Annotated in this window: 21 protein-coding genes; 17 read left to right on the top strand and 4 right to left on the bottom strand. The window is 45.4% G+C overall.

The window, feature by feature from the left end; all coding sequences use genetic code 11:
- The first annotated feature begins 3 nt into the window (after positions 1–3).
- Genes AC060N_RS13145 through AC060N_RS13115 form a run of 7 tightly spaced genes read left to right on the top strand, consistent with a single transcriptional unit; the run spans position 4 to position 6525 of the window.
- On the top strand, positions 4–483 hold the full coding sequence (locus AC060N_RS13145) for a 4Fe-4S binding protein (RefSeq protein ID WP_106543885.1): 480 nt from the start codon (positions 4–6) through the stop codon (positions 481–483).
- Positions 480–992, top strand: a complete 513-nt coding sequence (locus AC060N_RS13140; RefSeq protein ID WP_106543884.1) for an NADH-quinone oxidoreductase subunit J family protein — start codon at positions 480–482, stop codon at positions 990–992. Before AC060N_RS13145 ends, AC060N_RS13140 begins: the two co-directional genes overlap by 4 nt.
- A gap of 4 nt (positions 993–996) precedes the next feature.
- On the top strand, positions 997–1311 hold the full coding sequence (nuoK, locus tag AC060N_RS13135; RefSeq protein ID WP_106543883.1) for an NADH-quinone oxidoreductase subunit NuoK: 315 nt from the start codon (positions 997–999) through the stop codon (positions 1309–1311).
- 3 nt (positions 1312–1314) lie between these two features.
- Positions 1315–3249 (top strand): NADH-quinone oxidoreductase subunit L, encoded by a 1935-nt coding sequence (nuoL, locus tag AC060N_RS13130; RefSeq protein WP_479524203.1) that lies wholly within the window; start codon positions 1315–1317, stop codon positions 3247–3249.
- Positions 3250–3251: 2 nt separating this feature from the next.
- Positions 3252–4748, top strand: a complete 1497-nt coding sequence (locus tag AC060N_RS13125) for a complex I subunit 4 family protein (protein ID WP_479524202.1) — start codon at positions 3252–3254, stop codon at positions 4746–4748.
- Between the two features lie 60 nt (positions 4749–4808).
- Positions 4809–6221, top strand: a complete 1413-nt coding sequence (locus AC060N_RS13120) for an NADH-quinone oxidoreductase subunit N (RefSeq protein ID WP_479524201.1) — start codon at positions 4809–4811, stop codon at positions 6219–6221.
- Positions 6222–6231: 10 nt separating this feature from the next.
- On the top strand, positions 6232–6525 hold the full coding sequence (locus AC060N_RS13115) for a hypothetical protein (RefSeq protein WP_106543879.1): 294 nt from the start codon (positions 6232–6234) through the stop codon (positions 6523–6525).
- 54 nt (positions 6526–6579) lie between these two features.
- Here the strand turns inward: AC060N_RS13115 and AC060N_RS13110 are convergent, their stop codons facing one another.
- Complete coding sequence (locus AC060N_RS13110) at positions 6580–8010, bottom strand: radical SAM/SPASM domain-containing protein (protein WP_479524200.1); 1431 nt, start codon at positions 8008–8010, stop codon at positions 6580–6582.
- A 262-nt stretch (positions 8011–8272) separates the two neighbouring features.
- On the opposite strand from AC060N_RS13110, the gene AC060N_RS13105 reads away from it, so the two are divergent.
- Positions 8273–10027, top strand: coding sequence for a family 43 glycosylhydrolase (locus tag AC060N_RS13105; protein ID WP_479524199.1), 1755 nt, complete (start codon positions 8273–8275; stop codon positions 10025–10027).
- Between the two features lie 273 nt (positions 10028–10300).
- On the top strand, positions 10301–11896 hold the full coding sequence (locus AC060N_RS13100) for a L,D-transpeptidase family protein (RefSeq protein WP_479524198.1): 1596 nt from the start codon (positions 10301–10303) through the stop codon (positions 11894–11896).
- Here AC060N_RS13100 and AC060N_RS13095 read toward each other — a convergent pair.
- The 3 genes from AC060N_RS13095 to AC060N_RS13085 form a co-directional block, all read right to left on the bottom strand.
- A complete protein-coding gene (locus AC060N_RS13095; RefSeq protein ID WP_479524197.1) occupies positions 11857–12609 on the bottom strand; it encodes a murein L,D-transpeptidase catalytic domain family protein in 753 nt (250 codons plus the stop codon). The two genes, AC060N_RS13100 and AC060N_RS13095, sit on opposite strands and share 40 nt — an antisense overlap.
- Positions 12610–12836: 227 nt before the next feature.
- Positions 12837–13580, bottom strand: coding sequence for a GNAT family N-acetyltransferase (locus AC060N_RS13090; protein WP_479524196.1), 744 nt, complete (start codon positions 13578–13580; stop codon positions 12837–12839).
- Positions 13581–13670: 90 nt separating this feature from the next.
- A complete protein-coding gene (locus tag AC060N_RS13085; RefSeq protein ID WP_479524195.1) occupies positions 13671–14015 on the bottom strand; it encodes a YrdB family protein in 345 nt (114 codons plus the stop codon).
- 234 nt (positions 14016–14249) lie between these two features.
- Here AC060N_RS13085 and AC060N_RS13080 point away from each other — a divergent pair, with 234 nt between their 5' ends.
- The 8 genes from AC060N_RS13080 to AC060N_RS13045 all read left to right on the top strand — a co-directional run bounded on the left by AC060N_RS13080 (position 14250) and on the right by AC060N_RS13045 (position 23007).
- On the top strand, positions 14250–16040 hold the full coding sequence (locus AC060N_RS13080; RefSeq protein WP_479524194.1) for a glycoside hydrolase family 31 protein: 1791 nt from the start codon (positions 14250–14252) through the stop codon (positions 16038–16040).
- Between the two features lie 9 nt (positions 16041–16049).
- Complete coding sequence (locus tag AC060N_RS13075; RefSeq protein ID WP_479524193.1) at positions 16050–17063, top strand: alpha/beta hydrolase family protein; 1014 nt, start codon at positions 16050–16052, stop codon at positions 17061–17063.
- A 15-nt stretch (positions 17064–17078) separates the two neighbouring features.
- A complete protein-coding gene (locus tag AC060N_RS13070; RefSeq protein ID WP_479524192.1) occupies positions 17079–17801 on the top strand; it encodes an SGNH/GDSL hydrolase family protein in 723 nt (240 codons plus the stop codon).
- A 277-nt stretch (positions 17802–18078) separates the two neighbouring features.
- Complete coding sequence (locus tag AC060N_RS13065) at positions 18079–18966, top strand: DNA/RNA non-specific endonuclease (RefSeq protein ID WP_479524191.1); 888 nt, start codon at positions 18079–18081, stop codon at positions 18964–18966.
- A 100-nt stretch (positions 18967–19066) separates the two neighbouring features.
- The gene (locus tag AC060N_RS13060) at positions 19067–20626 is read left to right on the top strand and encodes a sensor histidine kinase (protein ID WP_479524190.1); all 1560 of its coding nucleotides are present in this window, start codon (positions 19067–19069) and stop codon (positions 20624–20626) included.
- The gene (locus AC060N_RS13055; protein WP_479524189.1) at positions 20604–21284 is read left to right on the top strand and encodes a response regulator transcription factor; all 681 of its coding nucleotides are present in this window, start codon (positions 20604–20606) and stop codon (positions 21282–21284) included. Before AC060N_RS13060 ends, AC060N_RS13055 begins: the two co-directional genes overlap by 23 nt.
- Positions 21285–21492: 208 nt before the next feature.
- Positions 21493–21867 (top strand): hypothetical protein, encoded by a 375-nt coding sequence (locus AC060N_RS13050; RefSeq protein ID WP_479524188.1) that lies wholly within the window; start codon positions 21493–21495, stop codon positions 21865–21867.
- Positions 21868–21936: 69 nt separating this feature from the next.
- Positions 21937–23007 (top strand): hypothetical protein, encoded by a 1071-nt coding sequence (locus AC060N_RS13045; RefSeq protein WP_479524187.1) that lies wholly within the window; start codon positions 21937–21939, stop codon positions 23005–23007.
- Position 23008 lies beyond the last annotated feature (1 nt).

The raw sequence follows: 23008 nt of genomic DNA, 5'->3' as shown, positions 1-23008 counted from the left end.
AAGATGAATAGCATATATCAATATTTCAGAGCAATCTGGTACGGGTTTTCTTCTCTCTGGAAAGGGATGATGCTCACCGGGCACTACCTGGTGCATCCGAAGAAGATCCTGACGGAACAATATCCGGAAAACCGCGACACCCTATACATTCCTGACCGGTTTCAGGGCGAAGTGGTTCTTCCGCACGACGAGAATAACGAGCACTTGTGTACTGGCTGTACCATTTGTGAGATGAACTGCCCTAACGGTTCTATCAAAATCATTACACAACAGGTGGTAACGCCGGAGGGCAAAAAGAAAAAGGAATTGGACAAGTGGGTCTATCACCTGGGACTTTGCACGTTTTGTGGCCAATGCATCGATGCATGCCCGCAGGATGCGATTAAAATGTCCAACGCCTTCGAACATTCGGTTTACGACCGGAAAGTACTTACCAAGGTGCTCAATCAACCTGGTTCAAAACTAAAAAGCGCAAAGAAATGAGTGCATCAACCATCATATTTTATATCGTTTCGGCTCTTGTGCTTGTTTTTGGTGCGATGAGCGTTTTTACCCGGAAGATATTCCGCGCGGCGATATACCTACTATTTTCCTTAATTGGAATTGCCGGAATTTATATCCTGATGAACATGGATTTCATCGCGGCACTGCAGGTGTTAATCTACGTAGGCGGGATTATCGTCCTGATTATCTTTTCGATTTTCCTGACACACCAGGCAGGAGACAAGCTGCCGAAGCCCCTTTTCAAACGAATTGTGGCAGGAGCCAGCATGGCTGCTTTCGGTCTGATTGTCGTGTTGGGAGTCTTTTATAAGACTGCATTCAAAGTAACGACTGAGGCAGGAATCGATCATTCAGCCCGAAGCATTGGACGGCAGATGCTCGATTACCATCACCACGGATATGTTTACCCGTTTGAGATTGTCAGCTTTTTGCTGCTGGCGGCACTGGTGGGATGTATTGTGATTGCAGTGAAAATTCAAAAGAAATAACGTTATGGAACAAGTACCATTAGCACATTTGCTGATTCTCAGTTCGGCCCTGTTTTTCCTGGGGATTTATGGATTTTTCACCCGGCGTAACATGATTACCATGCTCATGTCGGTGGAATTGATTCTGAACAGCGTGAACATCAATTTTATCGCGTTCAACAAGTACCTGTTTCCGAATCAGCTGGAAGGAATATTTTTCACCCTCTTTATCATCGCGGTAGCTGCGGCAGAGGTTTCGCTGGCCATTGCCATTATCATCAACCTGTTCCGCAAGTTTAACACAGTCGATGTTGAGGAAGTTGACACCATGAAATTCTAAGCTATGACTTTAGATAATATTGTACTACTCATACCGTTATTGCCGTTGCTCAGCTTCCTGTTGCTGGGACTGGCCGGAAAACATATTTCGGTCCGCTTCTCTGGAGTGATTGGCTCGGTGATTCTAGGAGCTTCGCTGGTTCTTGCGCTGGTAACTGCTTACGATTACTTTTTCGTTATCGGTAAGCAAGGAGGTGAATTCATCCCGTACCTGACGGCACAACTGAACTGGTTGCCGTTTAATACGGATTTATCGATTAATCTGGGACTGGTTCTCGATCCCATTTCTGTAATGATGTTGCTGGTCGTTACGTTTGTTTCTACGATGGTGCACGTTTACAGTTTGGGTTATATGAAAGGGGAGGAGCGGTATACCACCTATTATGCTTACCTCGGATTGTTCACCTTTTCCATGCTGGGACTAGTGCTTTCGACCAATATCTTCCAGATGTACATTTTCTGGGAGCTGGTAGGAGTTTCATCGTATCTGCTCATTGGGTTCTATTTCAGTCGTCCGTCGGCTGTGGCTGCTGCCAAGAAAGCGTTTATCGTTACCCGCTTTGCCGATCTGGGTTTCCTGATTGGTATCCTGATGCTGGGCTATGGCGCACACAGCTACGATTTCTTTACCCTGATTGAACGACTCTCACATCCGGGTTCCTCCTATTTGGTAGCCATGACCGGAGCGTCGTTCCTGGGCATGAGTACGCTGACCTGGGCACTGATTCTGGTCTTCATTGGCGGTGCCGGTAAGTCGGCGATGTTTCCATTCCACATCTGGTTACCCGATGCCATGGAAGGTCCTACACCGATTTCGGCTTTGATTCACGCCGCAACGATGGTAGTGGCCGGAGTCTATCTGGTAGCCCGTCTGTTCCCGATATTTGCTGTGGGTGCACCCGATGCTTTGACCGTTGTCGGTTACGTGGGAGCATTTACCGCACTGTTTGCTGCTACGATTGCCTGTACACAAACCGATATCAAGAAGGTGCTGGCTTATTCAACCATTTCGCAGATTGGCTTTATGCTGTTTGCGTTGGGAGTAGCCGGATGGGGACCCGGCAAAACAGAAGGCTTTACTGCCGGTATGTTCCACCTCTTCACCCATGCCTCTTTTAAAGCATTGCTCTTCCTGGGTGCCGGTGCTATCATTCATGCCGTTCACAGTAATGAGATGAAAGATATGGGAGGCTTGCGGAAGTCGATGCCCATTACGCATATTACCTTCTTGCTGGCAGCTCTGGCCATTTCGGGAATTCCTCCTTTTGCAGGATTCTTTAGTAAGGAAGCCATTTTTAGCGCAGCAGAACAAAGTAATCAGCTCATCTACTGGGTTGGATTGATTGCCGGTACGTTGACTGCCTTCTACATCTTCCGCTTGTACTTTATGATTTTCTGGCATAAAACACCCGATGCTCATGCACATAACCATGAGAAAGGCGAGTGGGCCATGATGATCCCGATGATGTTACTGGCGGTCGGAGCAGTATTTGGCGGATTTATTCCTTTCGGTGATTTTGTTAGTGCCACAGGAAAACCACTGGAACTGCCTATCGAACTGAGCCATATCATTCTCCCGGTAGGATTAGGTGTCCTGAGTATTGTGGCTGCCGCTATTCTTTACCGGAAAGAATCGGATGTACCGCAACGGATTGTTAACGCGCTGGGAGGTTTCTACCGCGCTGCTTACCGGAAATTCTATATTGACGAAATATACTTGTTTATCACCAAAAAGATTGTCTTCAAACTGATGGGAAGGCCGTCAGCCTGGTTCGACCGCAATGTAGTTGACGGTACGGTTCAAAAAACCGGTAGTCTGACGATTGCTTTGTCGCATGCCATTAAGCGTGTTCAATCCGGAAAACTGCAGGCTTACACCATGTATTTCTTTGGTGGCGTACTGCTTCTGGTGGTGTTGTTACTCTATAAATTCGCATAACGATGAATATTCTGTCTCTACTGATACTCATACCGCTTTTGACCGTCGTAGGTATTCTGCTGGTTAAAAGCGATCAACTCATCCGGAAAATTACGCTGGCAGGAAGTGCGCTTCAGGTGATTTTTGCCAGTTGGCTGACGGCACAATATGTTTCGTTACGCCATGCCGGAGCAACAGCACAAATGCTGTTCGAATCATCACGTGCCTGGTTTCGGCCGTTAGGCATCAACTATCACATTGGTGTGGATGGCATATCGCTGGTGATGATTTTACTGACTGCGGTCGTTGTTTTGGCCGGTGTGTTGGTTTCCTGGAAAATAGAGAAGCAGGTGAAAGAGTTTTTCTTCATGCTGTTGCTGTTGAGTGTTGGAGCATATGGCTTCTTTATTTCGCTCAACCTGTTTTCCATGTTCTTCTTCCTCGAACTGGCGGTGATTCCCAAATATCTCCTTATTGGGATCTGGGGAACCGGAAAGAAAGAGAACAATGCCATGAAACTGGCTTTGATGCTGATGACCGGTTCGGCTTTGGTCTTCCTGGGAATTGTCGGACTTTACTTCGCTTCAGGCTGGTTTGGCGGCGAGCACACCTGGGATATCATGAAGCTGTCGCACATGCATCTTCCCATGAATGTGCAGGTGATTCTCTATTTCCTCACCTTCATCGGGTTTGGGGTGTTCACCGGTATGTTCCCGTTTCACACGTGGGCACCCGATGGTCACTCTTCCGCGCCGACAGCCGCTTCGATGTTCCTGGCCGGTATTTCCATGAAGCTCGGAGGTTACGGTTTGCTGCGTGTCGCTACTTACCTGATGCCTGATGCGGCCCGTGAATATTCCTGGATTTTCATCATCCTGGCCACCATCGCTATCTTCTATGGCGCTTTGGCCACATTGATGCAAAAGGATTTGAAATATATGAACGCATACTCATCGGTAAGCCACGTTGGTTTCGTGGTACTGGGGGTTGCGATGATTACGAAGGTGGCTTTCGCCGGAGCAGTGTTGCAGATGGTATCCCACGGGATCATGACAGCCCTCTTCTTTGCTGCTATCGGAATGATATACGACCGGGCACACACCCGAATGAGCAATGAGCTCGGCGGTGTACTGAAGCAGATGCCTTTCATCGGGACTGTTTTCATCATTGCCGGTTTAACATCGCTTGGTTTGCCTGGATTCAGTGGTTTCGTTTCCGAGATGACGGTATTTGTCGGTTCGTGGGTGCACACCGGCATCTTCTATCGGGTTGCTACCATTCTGGCAGCTGCTTCCATTGTGATTACGGCCGTGTATATTCTCCGGGCAACCGGGTTCGCTATCTGGGGAACCATTACCCGAAAGGAATACGCTTTATTGAAAGATGCCAGCTGGAACGAACGCTGGGCTGCAGTGATTCTCATCGTGGGCATTGTGCTGATTGGTTTGGCCCCGTTCCTTTTCATGCATCTCATTAATGCCGATGTTCAGGAAATTTTTAACCATCTGCATGCAGGATAAGAGTGGACTTCGGAAAAAGGATAGAAAATTTCAATGTTAACAACGGAATACAATTGAAAGATGATTAACGAATCAATTATAATCATGCGTTTCGAATGGCTAATCTCCCTGATGATTGTGGTGCTGTTCATCCTCAATCTCATGGGAGTAGACAAAAAGCCCGAACGCTTCATGAACATCGTCAATGTGATGCTCATCATCAACTTTGTGGCCGGATTTATCCCCATCAAAGATGGATACCTGTTTCAGGGATTTTACCACACCACAGCGTTGATTGTGCTGGAGAAGAATATCCTGAACCTGGGACTGTTGCTGATTGCCTTTTCGGCGAAACAGTGGATTATTGAATCGAAAAGGCCGGCAGAGTTTTTTATGCTCATGTTCTCCAGTGTACTGGGAATGTATGTGATGCTTTCCAGTGGTCACATTTTGGTATTGTACCTCGGACTGGAACTTTCGTCATTGCCACTGGCTGCACTGGCTGCATTCAACACCGACAGCCGGAAATCGTCAGAAGCAGGTGTCAAATACATTTTGTCATCAGCTTTCTCTACCGGAATTACCCTTTTCGGGATTTCGCTGTTGTACGGAGCGGTTGGCAACCTTGGTTTCGATGCCATCATTCAGCACATCCATGAAGATGCTTTAACCCTGACTGCTTTCGTATTTATCCTGGCAGGATTCTCCTTCAAGATGTCCATCGTTCCATTCCACATGTGGACGGCCGATGTTTTCGAAGGAGCCCCGACGCCGGTCACCAATTACCTGGCCGTCGTATCGAAAGGTTCGGTTATCTTCATTTTCATTACAGTACTTTACACCGTTTTCGGGAAACTGGAAAATGCGTGGCTGTTGGCTATCAGTGTGCTTTCGGTTATGAGTATGACGGTAGGAAACATCTTCGCTTTGCGGCAGCAAAACCTCAAGCGCTTCCTGGCCTTCTCATCTATTGCACAGGTTGGATTCGTGCTGGTTGGTATTGCCGGTGCATCCAACATGGGAACCGACTCGGTGGTTTACTTCCTGGTCATTTACCTGTTGAGCAATATCGCGCTCTTTAGCATTGTTGAAGCCATCTCAGACGAAACAGGTAAAATAACGATTAGTGATTATAAGGGATTGTACAAATCGAACCCATTTTATGCTATCATTTTTACGGTGGCATTATTTTCCCTGGCCGGTGTTCCACCGACAGCCGGATTCTTCGGTAAGCTGTTCCTGCTCACTTCCGGAATGGGCTCGGGCATGTACGTCCTGCTTGGCTTTGCAACCATCAACCTGGTACTATCGTTATACACGTATTTGCGGGTGGTAAAAGCGATGTTCATCGATAAGGAAGAAGAACGCATGCCTGTCGTCAAGAAGAGTCTGCTAACCAATTTTGTGTTGGCAGTTTGTTTGATTGGTATTATCATACTCGGCTTCGCCGGTGTATTCTATCAATACATCGACAGCATCAGTTCACAACTTTAAATGAAAGGTTATGGCTATTAACACACATCATCAAGTTGGTGAAATCAATAACGTTCGCTGTTCCATTGTGGAACAATCAGTCAATTCCGAACGTGCCGAATACCTCAAATCAATACTGACATTCAACGGGTACGAAGTGGAAGTTGCCCAAAAGGGTGATGAATCGTTCGACGTTGGTGTTACTGATCTTTTATTCAATACTGAGATGGCGATAAATGGCCGCTATTTAAAAACGAAGGAAGGGAAAGTTATTACACCTGAAGTTTGGAAACAGCCGGCTAAAATGCTCGTAGAGTCGCATTAACTCAGGGTACAAAACAGAGGCAAACCCATCGGTTTGTCTCTGTTGTTTTCTCGGCTAAGCCAGATAGGTTTTTTGCCAGATTTCTTCTGTCAGATGCGAGAGTTCGCGGTCGTATTCAGTCAGAAACCGGTAATACTCTTCATCGGTACGAATTACCTCTGCTTGTGGATTTTCCGGGATGGCTTCATCCGGCAGGATATTCTTACGGAAGTTATCGAAATTGTCTTTGATAGAACAGGGCATGAGGATATTTTCCCGGTGATGTCCGTTCTCGAAGCCATATTCATGTTGCCATTTGCGGCCGTTTCTCATCAGTTTCGAGTGCAGTCCATCTGCTAGTGTTTTCCCTTCAGCATACAAATCATTCACGTTATCCTGGTAAAAAGGCACGAAAACGCAAGGCATGATCTTCCCATCCCAGTTGATGTAGAAATAACCACCCCAACGCCCGTAAGCCAGGCAACCTTCAGTTAAAGCACCGCTGTTCCAAAAATCGGCGACACAATAGCGCTTCTGTTCGATAAGTTTTTCCCACATGTGATAAAGTTCGACTCGTTGACGGGGCGTAATCATCAAATCGAGCAATTCCTTTCCACGACCTACCGGCATCATCTGGAACTGCCACATATAGGTTGCACCCAATTGTCCAAAAAAGTAATCGTAGAAATAGTCGTCGAGCAAAATATTGACATTCTTTTTCGTCGCGGTCACCGAAATGCCAAACGGTACGCCGGCCTCCCGTAAATTAGCCATTGCATCCACTACTTGAGAATGAATGCCAGTGCCTCTGCGTTCATCGGTTTGATGTTGATACCCTTCTACCGAAATGGCAGGTGTTACGTTGCCCAGTTGTGCCAGCCGTTGTGCTACTTCTTTGGTAATTAGTGTGCCGTTGGTGTAAATAAGGAAAAACATATCGTTGAACTCTTCGAACAGGTCAAGCAATGTTTTTCCTGAATCCTTATAAATGAAAGGCTCACCGCCGCTAATGGTCATAAACCGGCTGCCAAAGATATCGTGCACATCTCTAACGATATGCCGAACGGTTTCATATGAAAGACGATGATTAGCCGTCTCGTCACTCACCGCATAGCAACCGTCGCAGTTCAGGTTACAGGCTTGCGTAGGTGACAGCACGCAAAAGGCTGGCGGATATTCACCGTATTTTTGAAAGTAAATTTCTCTCGCGTCATTCTTTTTCTCAAGCCGGTCGGTCTTCAGGTTTTCGCCAATAAAAACACTGAGCATTTTTTTCATCGTGGCCGGAGATATGTAGCCTTTATCCAGATTGTTTTTGATGCCATGAAGCATAGCCGAAACAAACTGATAGCGTTTCTCCAGCATGGTGGGAAGTGCATTACTTTCAGCAGCTAGAAATGCTTTGTGTAGATACCTGTCCAGTTTTTGTGAAGCAATGTTTCGGAAGATTCGGTTAGTAATTGCTGTATTTACGGCCAGGCTAAAAACTTTGTTTTTAAGTGCCATTATCCGTCATTTTGGTGAAATAAAAAGTTACTAATTATTATCTGGTCAGACAATTAGAAGAAATCTAAATAGGTGTTTTACAATAAAATGTAACATGGTTGTGATAGCAGAAGTAAACACTATAAATTGTCCTGAGCATGATATCGGGGTACGAAAAGCGAGGCTGGTGAATGATAAATGCCCGATGTCTGTTATTTTTGAAGTACAATAGCATATTGGATGAATGCACTTCATCTGTCCTATGAAAAATAAGAAACACAACATGAAAACCAGAAAGTTATTTGTTTTTGCTGCTCTTGTGTTGGGGATATCCACAATGGCATTTAAAGCAGAAGCCCAACCGAGTCAGGAGCCCGCTGAACAGCCGGTTACCTACTGTAATCCGATCAACATCGATTACACCTACATGATTGTCAATTCGCACCGGAATATATCGTACCGTTCGGGCGCCGATCCGGCTGTAGTTTCCTTTCGTGGAAAATATTACATGTTCGTCACCCGCTCGCTGGGCTATTGGTACTCCGACGATTTAACTCACTGGCAATTCATCAAGCCACAGGATTGGTATTTTCAGGGCTCCAATGCTCCGGCTGCCTACAACTACAAAGATTCCATCCTGTATGTCACCGGCGATCCTTCCGGGAATATGAGTTTGCTCTATACCGACAATCCCCGAAAGGGTGATTGGAAGGCCGTACCGGCCATTTTGTGGAATCTGCAGGACCCGGACTTTTTCATGGATGATGATGGAAAAGCTTACATGTTTTGGGGCTCGTCCAATACTTTTCCCATTAGGGGGATGGAATTGGACCCGAAACAACGTTTTATCAAGAAATCGGAAACCGTCAAATTATTCAAACTTCACGAAGATAAGCATGGTTGGGAGCGCTTCGGCCCGAATCATAATGATCCGAAACTCAGCGGGTACATGGAAGGCGCCTGGCTGACAAAGCACAATGGCAAATATTACATGCAATATGCGGCTCCGGGTACCGAGTGGAATACTTACGCCGACGGGGTATATATAGCCGATTCGCCGCTGGGGCCGTACACGTATATGCCGAATAATCCGGTTAGCTACAAACCGGGCGGTTTCATTAACGGTGCCGGTCACGGAAGCACGGTTGAGGGACCCGGCCAAGTACTCTGGCATTTCGCTACCATGCACATCTCAGTGAATTACAAATTCGAACGCCGGATTGGCATGTTTCCTACCTTTTTCGATAAAGACGGTTTGATGCATTGTAATATGAATTACGGCGATTATCCGCATTATGCACCGGCTGAGCCTGGTGAGCAGGGAAAGTTCACTGGTTGGATGTTACTTTCGTACAACAAGCCGATCGAAGCATCGTCGCATTTGAAGGATTTTGTCCCGGAGCATGTGAATGACGAACACGTGAAAACATTCTGGGTGGCCGCCAATATGGACAAGCCTCAATGGTTGAAGATGGATTTGGGCTCGGTGTCAACCATTCGGGCCATACAGGTTAATTACCATGATTATCATTCCAATATTTATGGCCGGCAAAAGAATCTTTATGAGCAATACGTAATCGAAGGCTCCAACGATGGAAAGACCTGGTCCGTTATTGTTGATAAGCGGAACAATCACAAGGACGTTCCTAACGACTATGTACAACTAGCTCAGCCGGCGAAGGCCCGTTACATCCGGTTTACCAGCTATCACGTGCCGACGCCTTACCTGGCCATTTCCGGATTACGAATCTTCGGAAACGGAAATGGGAAGAAACCGGGAAAAGTGAAACAGTTTGACGTAATGCGTAACAGCGATCGACGCAATGCTCACCTGACCTGGAAAGCGCAATCCAAAGCACAGGGATACAATGTGCGCTGGGGAATTGCTCCTGACAAGCTTTATAATTCGTGGCTGGTTTATGGCAAAGATTCGCTCGATATTCGCAGTTTGAATGTCGATCAGCCTTATTACTTTACGGTGGAAGCCTTCAATGAAAACGGAATTTCACCGGCAACGGAAGTGACAGAAGAGAAATAGAATACAAAAACAAAGTGATATCAAACCCGGGAGTCAGACATGATTTCCGGGTATTTTTTTGAAAATAACATTCGATTTACAGACGAATTCGAAGGAAATGCTGATTGCACTAGGATTTTCGGCTGCTTGTTCCGTAACTTTATACTAAGCAACAGTAGGTAAGGAGAACACCGATAAGTGCAGTTTGCTTTCTGATTGATTGCCTTTCTTCCACCGTTAAATGTTCTTCCCCCGAATTGAGTATACGACGAGTATCATCAAAGAAACCGTGCCATGAAAATACTCCGTCACATACTGGTTTTACCCGTTATTTTCTTCGCTGTCCTCTCTGCCGATGGTGAATCGGTTACCTCGTGGATTCGAAAGAAAGTAGAGCATCTCGCTGCCCAGCCGACATTGAATGACTCAATCAATTTGTTTTGCATACCCACGCTTCAGAAACAGTATCAGGAGCATTTCTATACGCCGTTCTGGTCCAGTGATGTGCGAATTGACGAACTGATGTCTCTCATCCGTCACTGTGATGTGGATGGTCTGCAACCCTCGGATTATCATTTGGAAATTCTTGATTCGCTTGCGCGTAAAACGGGAAATGAAAATGCTGCCACCCGGGATATTTTACTAACGGATGCCTTTATACTGATTTCTTCACATTTACTCAACGGAAAAATTGATCCGCAAACCATTACTCCCTGGTGGAATATTTCTGCGGTCGATGATCGAATCATCCGGTTTCTAATTGAGCTTCCTTACGCTCGGGTTGGTGACTTTTACAGGAGTATCATACCCCAAAGCCATTTGTACGAAGGTTTGAGGTATCAGTTGAAAAAGTACCGGGATATTGAGAAACAGGGAGGCTGGGAAACAATACCGTCCGGGAAAATTCTCAAGCCTGGTAGCGATGATTCACTAATTTCATTGGTAAGGAAAAGATTGCGCAGTACCGGCGAATATGACGGACCGGAACCGGAACAACCGGATTTTTATGACGACCAGTTGTCTGAAGCGGTCATTCTGTTCCAGCGAAATAATGGCTTAGAAGCATTGGGAACCATCGGTCCACAGACCTTGGCGGCAATGAATACGCCGGTGTCGAAAAGAATTGGGCAAATCGAAGTCAACCTGGAGCGAATCCGTTGGTTGCCGGAATTTTTCCCGGATTACTATATCCTGATCAATATTCCGGACTATATGCTGTTTGTGTATGATCATCACATACCTGTTGGTGAACACAAAGTAATTGTTGGGCGTACCTACCGTAAGACACCAGTTTTCCATTCTACTTTGCAGTATCTGGTGTTTAATCCAACCTGGACCATTCCGCCCAATATTCTGAAGTATGATATCCTGCCGGAAGCTCAAAAGGACTCGGATTACCTTGCTGAACGGAATATTCAGGTATTTGATCATGACGGAGTGAAAATGAAGCCCGATGAAATGAATTTCGGAAGCTCTGATGCTTCGGGATACACGTATCGTCAGGTTCCGGGAGGCCAGAATGCTCTTGGAGTGGTTAAATTTGTATTCCCCAATCCATACAATGTTTTTCTGCATGATACACCCAGTAAACGTTTATTCAACCGGGTACGAAGAACGTTCAGTTCCGGGTGTATCCGCGTTGAAAATCCGATTGATTTGGCTCAGCATCTGTTAATGGAGCAGCCGGAATGGACCTCGCGGAAAATCAATAGAACGATTAAATCACGAAAAACGCAGGTCGTCCGGTTTAATCGGAAGCCGGAAGTGTTTTTAGTTTATTTGACAGCGTGGGAAAACGATGATGGTCGGTTGCAATTCCGGGATGATATCTATTCAAGAGACGAACCTATTTACAAGGAGCTTAAATCATCTCCCGACGAATTGAATTGAAATCCCAGGTATTTTGATTTCTTCAAGTAAGACGGAACCGGTGAGTAAATGAAAAGGCACGATTTGTCTTTAATGGCTTCAATGATCGCCTTGCTTTTGGATGGCGGAACGGCAGGGCAGCCCCAGCTTCTTCCGAGTCGGCCATGCTCTTTCACAAATTTTTGTGTTGCGTAAGGCGCACTGTGCATCACGATGGTACGCTCGCGGGCTTTGTCATTGATGCCGGGTTCAATTCCGTCGAGATAAAGCGACAGACCATATTTCCCGTGGTAAGTAGCTCCGGTGATGTAAAATCCCGGGCTACTCATATGCGATGAGGGCGCATTGGAGAATTTCACCGCATAATTGACACCGGTATTTCTTCCGTGTGCCACCAATGTATTCTCAACGATTTCCATCGACTGCAGGTCGATTACCCACAACCGCTTGGCCGTTGATGCTAACGACATATCAATCAAAGTCAGATATCGGTTGTTTTCCAGTTTGTGTTCTTTCTCAATGGAATAATAACCGACGAGTCCATCCCGGAAAACCGCGTATGACGGTTTGATGTCCGAAGGTTGCAGGCAGCTATACAACGAGTCGATTCGATTCAGCTCCTGTTTATACGGATGAGAAGGTGGAGTGACGGCATACAAATGTACGGTCCCCACCAGAAACATCAACACAGAGAATGTGAAAATAAAGCGGTATAAAAAATGGTTTTTGGGCATAAAAGAAAGATGTATTCCTGCTTAATCTGTCTTGAGATAATGTAAAATACAAACTGTGAGTTGCTTACATTATTGTTTGTCAGTGGCAAATATATTCAAATAATTGAAACAACCAATTTTGTTATGAATTTTTAACGAATTGTTTTTCAGTTATTTATTATAAAATTATTTGATGTTGAATACGTCTTTCTTTTATGAGTAGAATATTGCTTCTCCAAAGAGGATATTCACATTTGAGCCTTGACGTAATTACGGATGGTGAATTGCTCGTCAAAGCCCAGCTTCTTATACAAGCCTTTGCCCGTTGCGGAAGCCTGTAGCGTGGCGTATTTAGATCCTGTGTCGATGGACTTGTTGAGCAAAAACTTCATGATTTCCTCGGCCAATCCTTTTCTCCGCATCTTCGGAATCACGCCAACGCCGTGAACACCTGCAATCGAAACGGTTTGAAAAAGAATGGCTGTACCCACCGGTTGATTTTGTTTTAATGCCAGAATGTATTTGATAGAGCCCATCGTGTTGAGTAACGTCTCTTCGGTGATGCGGTAACCAAAAGCAGACGGATAAATATCGGCCCATTTCTTCGCATCGGTAGGATTGGACACAACGCTAAAATCAAGTTTGTTGTCCAGCTGGAAAGTTGATGTCAATGGCAACGACATGGCCACTTGTTCAAATGTTTTAGTAAACCCATTTTCTTCCAGGATCTGGTTGGATTGACTGTTGTAGATATCCCGGTAGGGAATGGCAAAACGCAAACTCGAAGACTCGATTTTCTTCAAAGCTTTTTCCACGCTTTCCTGCGTAATATCATCGTGAAACCACAACCGGTTAGGCCAGTCGGAATTTCCAATCTCGGCATAGTCAAATACATCTCCGGCGACATTTCCCCGGAAGGGAGTTGCCGCTGTTTTCCATAGGGAGGTAAGATTCTCCCAGTTGGCTATTATAAGTTCTTCTCTGCTTTTCATTTCAGGTTGATTAAAAGAATTCCGGTAATCATGGACGAAATCCTCCAAAGGTTGTATTAGTATTTCTTCCTCGGCGAAAGCGAAAAATAATCAATAATCCTGTTTCCAAAGGTAGGCGAGACTTACATTTAAAATGGTGATAACCGCAAAGGACAAAGCCCAGCCCCGATGCCCGGTGTCATAGGCAAAGAATATGGCTAAAGCCATCATTGCCAGTTTGAAGATGGTTCGGACCGGGTTTTTCAATCGCCGTTTGGATTTCGGTGCAGCCCAGATGCCCCAAAGCAAAATAATAATAGCCGGAACAGCGACGGCAAGAACGTATCTCATCAGGCTGCTTTCTCCTTGTTGGAAGCCCCAAAGGCCAGCCAGGATGATGAGTCCCATTTCGAGTAGAAATGAAACCAGCAGGTTGATTTGTTTGATGAAGTTCATGAAAAACCGAATTCAATTAAGTGTAACGAATCGAACAATTGTATTATTGATAAGTTCGTTTGTCAATTTCCGAAAAGGAATTGATATCCCGGTATGCTTCTGAAAGAGAAACATACTGTTTGGGTGAATATGGCTTTTGCGTTGGAAAAACGACCTAACCGCGACTGGCAAGAAGTTCATCGCAACAGCCTTGAAAAAAGGATCAACTGCTAAATCATGAATAAAAAAACATCGATGAAAAAAATCTTGACTCTTCTGATTGCCGGATTGGCCGGTTTTCAGTCGTGCTCGCCAAAGCAACACTCCGAGAGGGTGGAGGCTGCAATGCCGGAAATGAAAATTGATTCCAACCTGGTCATTCCTCCCGCCTGGGCGTTTGGCGTATTGTACGGAGGCTATACCAATCAACAGCAAACCATTCAGCGCATCAAAGACATAAAAGCGCACAATTACCCCATCGATGCCTATTGGATTGATTCGTGGTTCTGGAGCTTTGATAATCATGGTAAAGGTCCCCAAAAATACATCGACTTCGTGGCGGATACAACGGCTTTCCCCAACCGAAAAGCAATGTGGGACTTTATGCAGAAAAACGATATCAAAGGCGGATTCTGGATCTGGGATTGCATACAGAAAACAGGCAATGAAGCGGCTTTTAACGATTTCGAAAAGCGGGGGTATTTCTCCAAGGTATTCACGAATACGGATACCTGGCACAATGCCGGAACGACCACAGCCATGTTCAATACCACCAAAAGTAAAGTGGCAACACCTACCGGGAATATCGATTTCGATAATCCGAAAGCGGTGGCGTACTTTCAAAAGCGCATGAAGCACTTTTTTGACGAAGGTGCTGATTTTATCAAGCTCGATCGAACATCGAAAATCAGCGTTTGTAAAGCGATGTTTGAGATGACACAGAAGTTCGGCAAAGAAACTGAAGGACGGGGTTTCATTCTATCGCATACCGGAGGTACAGACAGCCCAACATACGAACGTTATCCAACCAAGTGGACGGACGATACCCGCTCAGACTGGACTGTGGAGAAGCCCACCAAGGAGTTTAATTCATGGGTCCCCCGCGTGGCATTTAAGGAAAACATTGCCATGTACACCGATACATCGAAGGCGACCAGTAAAATACCGTTTCTGACCAACGATACCGGCGGTTTCGACATGGGAAAAACCGACCAATTGGACAATGAACTTTACATCCGGTGGATGGAATTTTCGATGTTTTGCCCCATCACCGAAGTTTTCTCTCAGCCAGAAAATCCTACGTCCAATCTGGCTTATCTCTATTCAGAGCAGGCCGATACGCTCTTCAGAAATTATGCGCACCAACGCATGGAACTTTTTCCGTACATCTACACCTACGCGTTGCGGAGCCGACTGCAGAGTCAACACATGATTGGCAAAATCCCGGGCCATTTGTATGAATTTTTGTTTGGCAACGAAATGTTGGTTGCTCCGGTTTACGAGCAGGGAGCCGTTTCCCGGAAGATATTCTTCCCGGAAGGAACATGGATTGACAAGGTCACCGGTGAAAAATACGAAGGGAACCAGGAGGTTGAGGTTTTGGCACCGTTGGAGAAGATACCCGTATTTGTAAAAGAAGGGGCGATTATTCCTACCAGGAATTACGCGCCAACTATCGAAAGCGGGAACAACGATACCCTGACGGTCGATATTTATCCGTCTACCGAAAAATCGAGCTTCAGGATGTACGAAGATGATGGCAAAAGTAGCGGCTACCTGAAGGATGGAATCGCTTCAACAACTTTCTCAACGATGAAGAGAGACGATAAGATTGATTTTTCCATTTCATCTGTTGTCGGAAATTACAAAGGCATGAAGCCGGATCGTTACTGGCGTTTTGTGTTCCATGATGTATCGCAGCCGAGAGCTATTTTGGTGAATGGAAAGGAAGCGACTGGCTGGATGTACGATTACGAAAATAGAACGATTACCGTTCGCCTGAAAACTGCTAAGGAGAATGGTAATCAAGTAAAAATTAAACTTTAATAGCCCGGAATGATGAACATACGCCGAATTATTTTTTACGGATTGCTGCTAACTCTTATACAGACTTATGGAATAGCTTTCGGGCAAACGAAGAAAGAACCCAAATGGGATAATACGTTGAATAAATCGTGGCCATCCGGATTTCAGGTTGTGCAGATTCGGTCTTCGGCCGACCGAACGATGCAACCCGCCGTTTTTCATTCGGCTACGGGGACTGAAAAAAAGCCATTGATTGTGTCGCTGCACACATGGAGTGGCAATTACACACAAAATGATCCGCTGGCTACACATGTTCTTAACCGGAACTGGAATTACATCCATCCCGATTTTCGAGGCCCGAACAACAATTCGAAGGCTTGCGGAAGTCCGTTGGTGATTTCGGATATAGAAGACGCCATTGATTATGCCGTTCAGCACGGTCAGGTTGATACCAGCGAAATCCACATTATCGGCGTTTCCGGTGGTGGATACGCGACGCTACTGGCCTTCATGGAAATTCACCGGAACGTAAAAAGCTTTTCGGCATGGGTGCCAATTTCGAATCTTGTGAGTTGGTATCGTGAATCGGTGGCCCGGAAGAACAAATATGCCGGTGATATCCTGGCATCAACATCAAAAGGGAAGAGTCTCGATGTAGCGGAAGCGAAAAAACGTTCTCCGATTTTCATGAAATATCCGGCAAAAGAAAGGGACGGTTCTCAGTTGTTCATTTATACTGGAGCCAATGATGGCTACCTCGGCTCGGTGCCAATTACGCAATCCATTTTATTCTACAATAAGTTGGTAAAGGAGCGCTCCCGGCATCCCGAAAAGTATCTGGTTCCATGCAAGGATATCGTTACGTTGCTGGCCGAGCGCAGTTTTCGGAGACCAGCCGCTCCACCGACGATTGGCGATCGCAAAATATATTACCATAAGTCATACAAAAACATCCATCTGACCGTGTTCGATGGGCGACATGAAATGTTGGACAAGGTGGCGCTGGACTATGTCCCGGTAGGAAAACAAGATGAATGTATTTGAAAGATTGACGGAGTTATGAAAATAAAAAAGACAAATCCTGTATTTTGTATCGTTATTCTGATGATTGTTTTGATGCTGCCGGCTTCGTTGTTTGCAGAGAAGCCCGGTTGGTTAACCATTGGTGATTCGAATGGCCACGGCCCGGATGCCTGGCCGGTTCAACTTCAGCGGCTGTTACCGTCGGTGGAAATTGTCAATCATTCCATTCCCGGTAATACAATTGGTTTCGATAATCTTGGACAAAAGCGGTTGAATACCCTGCACAATATTCACCAATACCTTCAGGAAACTGAGAAAACATTGAATGGAAAGGCTCCACAGCATATTCTAATTTGGTTGGGAACCAATGACGCCAAAAAGGTATTTGCCCAAAGGCAGGAGGAAGTGAAAACGAATATGGTGTCGTTAATCGACAGCATCCGAACGTATTACCGCAAACGGAATCAAGAAGCTGACATTACACTAATCTCTCCTCCGCCCATGAGTCCCGACTCCTGTATTCTCGAAAAATATCATGGCGGAGACAAGCGATTGGCAAATATTGTAAAAGTTTATGCAGGCATTGCTAAAGAGAAGCAGTGTCATTTCATCAACATTTATCAGCCCTTTCACCCGGTTTTTCAGGCCATGAATAAAGATGGCGTTCATTTAATTCCGGAAGGCGAATACATCGTGGCGCGGTATATTCTGTTTCATATGAACATCCCGGAGTCGATGAAACCGGGGACTCATAGATAACAATACTTCATACCTTCCATTAATAGACCGCAGGAGCGAAATCGACATCGTTCTTGCGGTTTTTTCTTCCGCTTTCTCAGGAACACCAGAAATTTTTTTCTTGTCAGTGATTGCCTGTTAGTCTGTTATCGGTTTGCAGCATTTGAAAACCTCCTCTCTTCCTTAAGATCCGCAATATTCAGAGTAGTCATGCGTTTTACTGTATTGAACATATAATGCGTCGATTTGTCAAAAGACGAAGCCGGACCACTGATTAGATGAATATCAAATGATAGCTATGAAACGAATCCTGGTAAGTATTTTTTTGATGCTGCCTTTTGCCGGATGGGCACAGACTTTTCTCCCTTTAAGCACGGGCGAAACGGTAAAACACACCTACTATACCCTGTCGTATAATGAATCGAAAGAACAGGCCAACTGGGTCTATTATCATCTCACGTCGGCTGATGTAAAGGGTAAAGAGTCGCGTACAGATGACTTCCGGCCCGATCCGGAAGTAAAAACGGGCTCTGCTTCGCTGGCTGATTACAGTCGTTCCGGCTACGACCGGGGACATCTTTGTCCGGCAGCAGCCATGCGGCTCAATCATAAATCGATGTCGGAAACGTTTTACCTGTCGAACATGTCTCCGCAGAAGCCAAGCTTCAACCGGGGAATATGGAAAAAACTGGAAGCGCAGGTGCGAAGTTGGGCTCTGATGGATGGTGATATTTATGTGGTATCCGGCCCGATTTTTAAGAATGACCTTGGCTTCATTGGTCCTGACCGGATAACGGTTCCCGGTTTTTACTACAAAGTGGTATACGATCCGCATGGTAAAAAGAAAATGATTGCTTTTATTCTCCCGAATGAAAAAGGGACAAAAACACTGCCGGAATACGTGGTTTCAGTGGATATGGTAGAAGCGATGACGGGCATTAATTTCTTTTCTGAATTGCCCGACAGCATTGAAAATAAATTGGAAGCAGCCGTCAATCCGGGCGCCTGGTCGTTTAACTCCACCGGAACGTCGACCTATTCTGCCAGCGCACACCATCGCTCGAAAACCGGGGCAACGAAGGCACCAACCTCAAGACAGTGTCAGGCCATCACCAAATCGGGAAAACGATGTTCCCGAAAAGCAGAACCCGGTTCGAAATATTGCTGGCAGCATCAGAAAAAGTAGTTTCCAGATAGATCGCGTGGTGTAGAATTGAGCGAATTCCTCTAAAATTCGGGTTGATTTCATACCTTTATCAGGTTTTCTGAAAAATGTAAACAAGCTGATGATCCGAACTGTAGCCAAAATAAGCCTGGTTTTATTAGTGATAGTTGCTTTACCTCTGAGTTTCTATTTGGTCCGGGAGTTCTCAACCCTGACTAAAAATGAAAAGATGGTTCAGCGCGTATTTAGTACGCAGTTGGAATCTATTCTCTATTCGGTTAATCAATATTCTGAAAACGTTGTTAATCAGTGGCGTCAAAGTCTCGACCAACCTGTAGCACCTGACGGAGATGTGGAGAAAGGATTGGTAGACAATCTTTTCCAAAACAACCGTTCCGTTTTAGCGATTCGTTTTTTGGATTTAGCATCGCACCAGGTTGAGGCTGAGTATTTCAATAGTGGTAAAGCTATCCGTATTGAGGAGTGGCCATCCCCGGCAGAAATTCAAAAACTACAAGACTTTCTGAAATCGAATTATCAGCGTGTTGACTCGAAGATGATGACCGACAGTACGCTAATGCTTTATTTTCTGCAAAAAAATCGGGAAGGAGAGCATGCTTGTCAATTGGTGATCAACCCACGAACATTTGTCTTGCAGACCATGAGTCCGCAGATACAACAGATAGCGCAGGACCTTTTCTTCATCAGTGTTTCCGATTCTACATCCGGTAGCGTGGTTTACAGTACTGAAGCGAATGATGAATTGGCCGGAAAAATTGAGAAAGCAGCTATGTGGTACATTCCTAGCTATCAACTGGGAATCCGGTTAAAGGCCAAAACACTCGAAGAATTGGCGTCCGAGCGTACACAACGGGACAATTACATGCTGATCGGCCTAACGATTGTGGTACTGTTGGGACTCTATTTTGTTATCTGGAACATCCGCAAGGAGATGAAACTGGCTGAGCTGAAATCAGAATTCGTTTCCAATGTATCACACGAGATACGAACGCCACTCGCACTAATTAGCATGTATGCTGAAACCTTACTGTTGAAGCGGGTGAAAACCGAAGCGAAACAGGAAGAATACCTGCATACCATTCACCAGGAAAGTGGCCGGTTAACGGATATCGTCAACCGGATTCTCAACTTCTCACGACTGGAGAAAAACCGGTTGAAATATCAGTTCTCGATGGTCGACCTGGGGGAATTGGTTCCCGAAATCATGGCCTCAATGAAGTCACATCTGGAGGCTTCGCAGGTCGATTGCCGTTTTTCGTCGCAAGTTGATCAAGCCCTGGTATATGCCGATAGTGATGTAGTGAAAACGATGTTGGTGAATCTGGTGGACAACGCCATCAAATATAGCGCTGAAGAAGATAAGAAAATTGACATCCGACTGGTGAAGAAAGCCAAATCCGTTTGGGTTGAAGTGGAAGACAACGGCATCGGTATTTCACCTAAAAATCAGAAGCATGTCTTCGAACAGTTTTTCCGGGTAACCGAGGGCGATTTGGCGCATAAAGCCAAAGGCTCAGGATTAGGATTGAACCTGGTGAAACGGATGATGAAAGCACATGGTGGAAATGTGGGATTGCGCAGTAAACTGGGAGAGGGAAGTACATTCATTTTAAAATTTCCGGTAAAAAAACAGAACCATGCCCAAAATCTTAATCGTTGAAGATGAAGAAGCCATGCTGATTGGCTTACGCGATAACCTGGAATTTGAAGGTTACGAAGTGGAAACAGCCAACCGCGGCGATGACGGCTTCAAAAAGCTCCAGTCGGGTTCATACGATTTGGTTTTACTGGATGTAATGCTCCCCGGCATGTCAGGATTTGATGTGTGTAAGAAAACCCGTGCGGAAGGCAACGACACACCTATCATCTTGTTGACTGCCCGTGGCGAAGAGCTGGATAAAGTGCTCGGCCTGGAGCTGGGGGCAGACGATTATGTCACCAAACCTTTCAGTCTGCGGGAGCTTCTGGCCCGCATCAAGGTTATTCTTCGCCGGACGGCAAACGTTAAACAGGATGAATCACCACAAAGGGTGACCATCGGACAACTTCAGGTTTCATTCGATGATTTTGAGGCGTTACATAATGACGAACCCGTGAAAATGTCGTACAAGGAATTTGAAATACTGCATTACCTGTACCGGCATTCCGGAAGGATTGTTTCGCGGGATGATATTCTCGACCAGGTTTGGGGCATGGATTACCAACCAACCGCCCGTACTGTCGACAACTTCATTGTCCGGTTACGGAATAAAATTGATACGGAAGACAGCCAGCACATCGTGACGGTTCACGGTATTGGCTACAAGCTGGTGCTTTAATCCAGACAAAATCGGTAGTTTTTTTCAGAAAATTGAAATATTTTCTTATCTGTGTATGTCATTTGTCTATAGCGTTTTATGTGTCTTCTTTTCTTCCCGTGACATTTCTGTGACAACTTGTGGCATCTTATGACTTGCGTTTGACAGCGGGGTTACATCGGGGCTTTTACTTTGTGATAGTTAATCATGAAAACAAAAGCCTTAATCGATGAAAACAAAAAAAGTAATTTTAGCAATCGTCGCAGTATTAATGATGACGGGCCTGACTTTCGCCGGGGAGACGGGATTGAATATGGCCGAAAAAAATCTGACCAGTGACATCCAGAAAAACTTCCAACAGGAAATCGGTCAGTTGCAAAACTATTTCTACGAGCACAATATCAATTCACTGAAAGAGAATGTGACCATTAGCTTTTATGTGAATAGTGACCGGACACTGAGACTTCTGCAGGTAATTACCGATAACAAGGAAGCCAAAGACTTTGTTAAATATATGTTTAGCAAACAGGAAGTGAAAGCCGACAGGGCATTGGCAGGAGAGGCATATACATTCAATCTGTATCTTCGCTACACTACGCCGTGATAGAACGGCTAACCAGAGATTCGGACGAAAGGAGTTTTTAAATATCTTGTAACGCAAATAACAACCATCATGACTCGTAAATTCATAATTGTCTATCTATTCATTTTTGCAGTGGCGGGAGTCTTTAAGGCTAAGGCGTCTGATTGGAGGTCGCTGGCCGATTTGCGGGGCAATTGGTTGTTCACGGTGGGCGATAATCCGGTTTGGGCAACTCCTTCGGCCGATGTGCATGATTGGGATAAGATTTATGCTCCACGTGCATGGGAAAATTACTACGAAGGGTATAACGGATATGGCTGGTACCGTAAAAATTTTAACATCCAGAGCTTGCCGGCCTCCGGTTATCTGATGCTCTTCCTCGGCTACATTGATGACGTAGATGAGGTATTTGTTAACGGAAAGAAGATAGGACAGACGGGAAAATTTCCACCGAATTTCCGAACAGCTTATAACGTGGAAAGGCAATACGTTGTACCGGTTTCGCTGCTAAAAAGAGAAAATAATGTAATTGCCGTGCGTGTATTCGATGAAGGAGGCGATGGCGGAATCCTCAGAGCCAATCGATTTGGCTTGTATTACGATCGCGATCAGGCGATGATGACATTGGATTTAAGCGGAACCTGGAAATTCAGTATCGACAATTTTGGCAACATGAACAGTCCGGCGACAGACGACAGGAACTGGGCTGATATATACGTCCCGATGAAATGGGATAACCAGGGATATGGCGATTTTGACGGAATAGCCTGGTATCATAAGCGATTCTCACTACCCGAATCTTTAAAAGGACGGGAACTCTATCTCGTGCTGGGTAAGATCGACGATTTTGACAAGGTATATTTGAATGGAGAGAAAATAGGAGAGGTTGAAGATTTGCCAGGCTATTCCCGATTTCGCCAGGACAGGGCATGGCAGTTGTATCGCATCTACAAAATACCGTCGGATTTATTAAGGAATAAGAACCTGATTTCCGTTGAGGTGAAGGATATTGGCTTGGATGGTGGAATTTACGAAGGTCCGGTGGGAATTACGACAGAAGATGAAGTGAAAGCCCTGAGGGAAAATCTGCAGCGGAATAACAACAATGATGATGACAGTTGGCATTCAATTATACGCAACCTGCTCCATTTGTTCGATTAAC

Source organism: Prolixibacter sp. DSM 2831 (assembly GCF_056493735.1).
The sequence above is the reverse complement of the archived record's forward strand: the minus strand, read 5'-3'. Positions and strand labels throughout refer to the sequence as shown.

Coding starts and splice junctions, on each gene's coding strand:
- AC060N_RS13145 (WP_106543885.1), top strand. CDS start 4: ATGAATAGCATATATCAATATTTCAGAGCAATCTGGTACGGGTTTTCT.
- AC060N_RS13140 (WP_106543884.1), top strand. CDS start 480: ATGAGTGCATCAACCATCATATTTTATATCGTTTCGGCTCTTGTGCTT.
- nuoK (WP_106543883.1), top strand. CDS start 997: ATGGAACAAGTACCATTAGCACATTTGCTGATTCTCAGTTCGGCCCTG.
- nuoL (WP_479524203.1), top strand. CDS start 1,315: ATGACTTTAGATAATATTGTACTACTCATACCGTTATTGCCGTTGCTC.
- AC060N_RS13125 (WP_479524202.1), top strand. CDS start 3,252: ATGAATATTCTGTCTCTACTGATACTCATACCGCTTTTGACCGTCGTA.
- AC060N_RS13120 (WP_479524201.1), top strand. CDS start 4,809: ATGATTAACGAATCAATTATAATCATGCGTTTCGAATGGCTAATCTCC.
- AC060N_RS13115 (WP_106543879.1), top strand. CDS start 6,232: ATGGCTATTAACACACATCATCAAGTTGGTGAAATCAATAACGTTCGC.
- AC060N_RS13110 (WP_479524200.1), bottom strand. CDS start 8,010: ATGGCACTTAAAAACAAAGTTTTTAGCCTGGCCGTAAATACAGCAATT.
- AC060N_RS13105 (WP_479524199.1), top strand. CDS start 8,273: ATGAAAACCAGAAAGTTATTTGTTTTTGCTGCTCTTGTGTTGGGGATA.
- AC060N_RS13100 (WP_479524198.1), top strand. CDS start 10,301: ATGAAAATACTCCGTCACATACTGGTTTTACCCGTTATTTTCTTCGCT.
- AC060N_RS13095 (WP_479524197.1), bottom strand. CDS start 12,609: ATGCCCAAAAACCATTTTTTATACCGCTTTATTTTCACATTCTCTGTG.
- AC060N_RS13090 (WP_479524196.1), bottom strand. CDS start 13,580: ATGAAAAGCAGAGAAGAACTTATAATAGCCAACTGGGAGAATCTTACC.
- AC060N_RS13085 (WP_479524195.1), bottom strand. CDS start 14,015: ATGAACTTCATCAAACAAATCAACCTGCTGGTTTCATTTCTACTCGAA.
- AC060N_RS13080 (WP_479524194.1), top strand. CDS start 14,250: ATGAAAAAAATCTTGACTCTTCTGATTGCCGGATTGGCCGGTTTTCAG.
- AC060N_RS13075 (WP_479524193.1), top strand. CDS start 16,050: ATGATGAACATACGCCGAATTATTTTTTACGGATTGCTGCTAACTCTT.
- AC060N_RS13070 (WP_479524192.1), top strand. CDS start 17,079: ATGAAAATAAAAAAGACAAATCCTGTATTTTGTATCGTTATTCTGATG.
- AC060N_RS13065 (WP_479524191.1), top strand. CDS start 18,079: ATGAAACGAATCCTGGTAAGTATTTTTTTGATGCTGCCTTTTGCCGGA.
- AC060N_RS13060 (WP_479524190.1), top strand. CDS start 19,067: ATGATCCGAACTGTAGCCAAAATAAGCCTGGTTTTATTAGTGATAGTT.
- AC060N_RS13055 (WP_479524189.1), top strand. CDS start 20,604: ATGCCCAAAATCTTAATCGTTGAAGATGAAGAAGCCATGCTGATTGGC.
- AC060N_RS13050 (WP_479524188.1), top strand. CDS start 21,493: ATGAAAACAAAAAAAGTAATTTTAGCAATCGTCGCAGTATTAATGATG.
- AC060N_RS13045 (WP_479524187.1), top strand. CDS start 21,937: ATGACTCGTAAATTCATAATTGTCTATCTATTCATTTTTGCAGTGGCG.